At 58.0% G+C, this 5,179-nt stretch carries 1 tRNA gene and 3 rRNA genes; all 4 read left to right on the forward strand.

Annotation, left to right across the window (positions count from 1 at the left end):
* Positions 1-11 precede the first annotated feature (11 nt).
* A 16S ribosomal RNA gene (locus EXE51_RS17345) occupies positions 12-1,481 on the forward strand.
* 164 nt (positions 1,482-1,645) lie between these two features.
* A tRNA-Ala gene (locus tag EXE51_RS17350) sits at positions 1,646-1,717 on the forward strand.
* 270 nt (positions 1,718-1,987) lie between these two features.
* Positions 1,988-4,902, forward strand: a 23S ribosomal RNA gene (locus tag EXE51_RS17355).
* 130 nt (positions 4,903-5,032) lie between these two features.
* Positions 5,033-5,154 (forward strand): 5S ribosomal RNA (gene rrf / locus EXE51_RS17360).
* Together the 16S, 23S and 5S rRNA genes with 1 tRNA gene alongside form the textbook arrangement of a ribosomal RNA operon.
* Positions 5,155-5,179: the final 25 nt, after the last annotated feature.

Here is a 5,179-nt window from a genome sequence, read left to right on the forward strand (position 1 = left end):
GAAGGATACTCATTCCGGTTGATCCTGCCGGAGGCCATTGCTATTGGGATCCGATTTAGCCATGCTAGTCGCACGAGTTCAGACTCGTGGCGAATAGCTCAGTAACACGTGGCCAAACTACCCTTCGGAACACAATACCCTCGGGAAACTGAGGCTAATAGTGTATACCATACCACCACTGGAATGAGTGGTATGCCAAACGCTCCGGCGCCGAAGGATGTGGCTGCGGCCGATTAGGTAGACGGTGGGGTAACGGCCCACCGTGCCAATAATCGGTATGGGTCATGAGAGTGAGAACCCAGAGACGGAATCTGAGACAAGATTCCGGGCCCTACGGGGCGCAGCAGGCGCGAAACCTTTACACTGCACGACAGTGCGATAGGGGGATCCCAAGTGCACAGGCATAGCGCCTGTGCTTTTCGGTACCCTAAGGCGGTACCAGAATAAGGGCTGGGCAAGACCGGTGCCAGCCGCCGCGGTAATACCGGCAGCCCAAGTGATGGCCGATCTTATTGGGCCTAAAGCGTCCGTAGCTGGCCGCGCAAGTCCATCGGGAAATCCACCTGCTCAACAGGTGGGCGCCCGGTAGAAACTGCGTGGCTTGGGACCGGAAGGCGCGACGGGTACGTCCGGGGTAGGAGTGAAATCCCGTAATCCTGGACGGACCGCCGATGGCGAAAGCACGTCGCGAGAACGGATCCGACAGTGAGGGACGAAAGCCAGGGTCTCGAACCGGATTAGATACCCGGGTAGTCCTGGCCGTAAACAATGTCTGCTAGGTGTGGCTCCCACTACGAGTGGGTGCTGTGCCGTAGGGAAGCCGCTAAGCAGACCGCCTGGGAAGTACGTCCGCAAGGATGAAACTTAAAGGAATTGGCGGGGGAGCACTACAACCGGAGGAGCCTGCGGTTTAATTGGACTCAACGCCGGACATCTCACCAGCATCGACTGTAGTAATGACGATCAGGTTGATGACCTTATCCGAGCTTCAGAGAGGAGGTGCATGGCCGCCGTCAGCTCGTACCGTGAGGCGTCCTGTTAAGTCAGGCAACGAGCGAGACCCGCACCCTTACTTGCCAGCAGTACCGCGAGGTAGCTGGGGACAGTAGGGGGACCGCCGTGGCTAACACGGAGGAAGGAACGGGCAACGGTAGGTCAGTATGCCCCGAATGTGCTGGGCAACACGCGGGCTACAATGGTCGAGACAAAGGGTTCCAACTCCGAAAGGAGACGGTAATCTCAGAAACTCGATCGTAGTTCGGATTGTGGGCTGCAACTCGCCCACATGAAGCTGGATTCGGTAGTAATCGCGTGTCACAAGCGCGCGGTGAATACGTCCCTGCTCCTTGCACACACCGCCCGTCAAAGCACCCGAGTGAGGTCCGGATGAGGCGTTCCACGAACGTCGAATCTGGGCTTCGCAAGGGGGCTTAAGTCGTAACAAGGTAGCCGTAGGGGAATCTGCGGCTGGATCACCTCCACCGACCCGAGACTCGCCCTCTGGGCGAGCTCACCTTAGACCGTCACCACGACGGTCACTACTCATTCGCATTGGACTGTGTACCGTCCGCCCACCCACCGGCTTGGACACCGCAGAACGACCACGGCTCACACAACACGCGAGAACCTTCCCACCAGGGAAGGTGGGCTCATAGCTCAGCGGTAGAGTGCCTCCCTTGCAAGGAGGATGCCCTGGGTTCGAATCCCAGTGAGTCCATGTCCGTCCGAAGCGAATCCGTCCCCTTAAGTGGGAGACGCGACTCGGTTCGGACACGACGACCGATGCACCATCCCGGGAAACCGCGGATGGGAAGGGTTCGACGAACGCCCCGTCACACCCGGGGCGATTCAATGACAACCGTGTATACGTGCGATCCAGACGTCCACTGAACTCATCCGAGTTCGTGGAACGTCAGTGAACCATATACAGTCGGGTGACACTATGTCACTTGACCGTCAGTGACTCTCCTTCGAGAGTCGACTGACACACTACTGGCTACTGTGCCAGCTGGTGAATGGCTCGGCTCGAGAGCCGACGACGGACGTGCCAAGCTGCGAAAAGCCCGTGGGACCCGCATGGAGGGAAAGAACACGGGATTTCCTAATCGGAATCCGTTCAACAATTGCCACGCGCAATAGGGAACGCCCTGAATTGAAACATCTCAGTAAGGGCAGGAAAAGAACGCAACAGCGATGTCGTCAGTAACCGCGAGTAAACGCGACACAGCCCAAACCGAAGGTCTTCGGACCAATGTGGTGTTCGGGTTGACAACCAAATCTCGACACTCTCTCAGAAGTCTCCTGGAACGGAGCGTGAAACAGGGTGACAACCCCGTATGAGAGAGCAGTACGGATGGCGTCAAATCCAGAGTAGTAGGGGTCGGATATCCTCTATGAACATCTCAGGCATCCCCTGAGAAGGCTAAACACTCCTCGAGACCGATAGCGAACAAGTAGCGTGAGCGAACGCTGAAAAGCACCCCGAGAAGGGCGGTGCAATAGGGCCTGAAATCAGCTGGCGATCGAGCGACAGGGCGTACAAGGCGTCTCTTGAAACGACCGAGGAGCGATCCTCTAGTAGGAAGAGAGACGAGCCGGCGTCGTGTCGTGCGTTTTGAAAAACGACCCAGGGAGTGCACTTGATTGGCGAGTCTAACCGGCGAACCCGGGAAGGCGCAGGGAAACCGATACGGCCGCAGCATTGCGAGGGCCACCGTGTTCAAGCGCGGGGAGTCAATCAGGTGCGACCCGAAACCAGGCGATCTACGCGCGAGCAAGGTGAAGCGTGGCGAAAGCCACGTGGAGGCCTGTTAGAGTTGGTGTTCTACAATACCCTCTCGTGACTCGTGTGTAGGGGTGAAAGGCCCATCGAGCCTGGCAACAGCTGGTTCCAACCGAAACATGTCGAAGCATGACCTCATCCGAGATAGCCCGCGGGGTAGAGCTACCGATTGGATGACCCGCCTCCGAGAGGAGTCGGCCATCCTGTCGAACTCCAAACCCGCAGGCGTTGTGGACGATGGGAGTCCGGTGCGCGGGGTAAGCCTGTGTACCGTGAGGGGAACAACCCAGAGCCGGGTTAAGGTCCCAAAGTGTAGATTAAGTGCGATTCGAAGGTGGTCTCAAGCCCTAAACAGCCGGGAGGTGAGCTTAGAAGCAGCTACCCGCTAAGAAAAGCGTAACAGCTTACCGGCCGAGGTTTGAGGCGCCCAAAATGATCGGGGCTCAAATCTACCACCGAGACCTGGCCGTGCCCTTGACAGGGGCAACCGCGTAGGTTGGCGTACTGGTCGGACGGAAGCCCGGGCGAGAGCTCGTGTGGACCGTCCAGTAACGACAATCCTGGTCACAGTAGCAGCGATAGTCGGGTGAGAACCTCGACGGCCTGAAGAGCAAGGGTTCCTCGGCACTGCCGTTCAGCCGAGGGTTAGCCGGTCCTAAGGTGTACCACAACTTGACTACACCGACGGGAAGCTGGTTAATATTCCAGCGCCATCGTGCAGTAAACGCCGACGCCGTGTGGAACGCTGAGCCGGGCACTCGCCCGGTCGAATCGTGGAAACTCGTGGACGCCGTCACGGCACGAAGCGAGCGAAACGCGAAACAGCGAAAGTCAGCCGTACATAGGGCCCGTGAAAAGGCAAGCACGATGTCCGTACCGAGATCCGACACAGGTGCTCTGCCAGCGCAAGGCAAGGCCTGTCGGGAGAACCGACGTTAGGGAATTCGGCAAGTTAGTCCCGTACCTTCGGAAGAAGGGATGCCTGCTCTCTAAGGAGCAGGTCGCAGTGACTCGGGCGCTCCGACTGTCTAGTAACAACACAGGTGACCGCAAATCCGCAAGGACTCGTACGGTCACTGAATCCTGCCCAGTGCGGGTATCTGAACACCTCGTACAAGAGGACGAAGGACCCGTCAACGGCGGGGGTAACTATGACCCTCTTAAGGTAGCGTAGTACCTTGCCGCTTCAGTAGCGGCTTGCATGAATGGATAAACGAGAGCGCCACTGTCCCAACGTTGGACCCGGTGAACTGTACGTTCCAGTGCGGAGTCTGGAGACCCCCAAGGGGAAGCGAAGACCCTATAGAGCTTTACTGCAGGCTGTCGCTGAGACGTGGTCGCCGATGTGCAGCATAGGTAGGAGTCGTTACAGAGGTACGCGCGCCAGCGCGCCACCCAGACAGCATTGAAATACTACCCGTCGGTGACTGCGACTCTCACTCCGGGAGGAGTACACCGGTAGCCGGGCAGTTTGACTGGGGCGGTACGCGCTCGAAAAGATATCGAGCGCGCCCGAAGATCATCTCAGCCGGGTCGGGAATCCGGCGAAGAGCGCAAGAGCACAAGATGGTCTGACAGTGTTCTTCCCAACGAGGAACGCTGACGCGAAAGCGTGGTCTAGCGAACCTACGAGGTTCCGGAATGGGACCCGTAGATGACAGAAAAGCTACCTTAGGGATAACAGAGTCGTCACTCGCAAGAGCACATATCGACCGAGTGGCTTGCTACCTCGATGTCGGTTCCCTCCATCCTGCCCGTGCAGAAGCGGGCAAGGGTGAGGTTGTTCGCCTATTAAAGGAGGTCGTGAGCTGGGTTTAGACCGTCGTGAGACAGGTCGGCTGCTATCTATTGGGGGTGTGAGGTACCTGACGTGAACGAACGTATAGTACGAGAGGAACTACGTTTGGTCGCCACTGGTGTATCGGTTGTCCGGAAGGGCAGATGCCGAGTAGCCACGCGACACGGGGTAAGAGCTGAACGCATCTAAGCTCGAAACCCACATGGAAAAGAGGTACCACAGAGGTCACTCGTAGAAGACGAGTTCGATAGACTCGGGGTGTACGCACCGAGGCAACGAGGTGTTAAGCCCACGAGAACTAACAGACCGAGCCACATTCATTGGCGCTGACGCGCCACGACTCGCATGAGTTCAGGCGGTATCTGGATCGCACGTACACACGGTTGGTACCGAACCACGACCGACACAGGAGTCTCTGTAGAGAGTCTCGGTTCGACTCCGAGAGTCGGCATAAAGGCGGCCAGAGCGGTGGGGACACACCCGTACCCATTCCGAACACGGAAGTTAAGCCCACCAGCGTACCGTGAAGTACTGGAGTGAGCGATCCTCTGGGAACCACGGGTCGCCGCCTGCCCACTCATCCGGGAGAATACTCCCAC

It is taken from the genome of Halorubrum sp. CGM5_25_10-8B (assembly GCF_005435095.1).
GTDB lineage: Archaea > Halobacteriota > Halobacteria > Halobacteriales > Haloferacaceae > Halorubrum > Halorubrum ezzemoulense.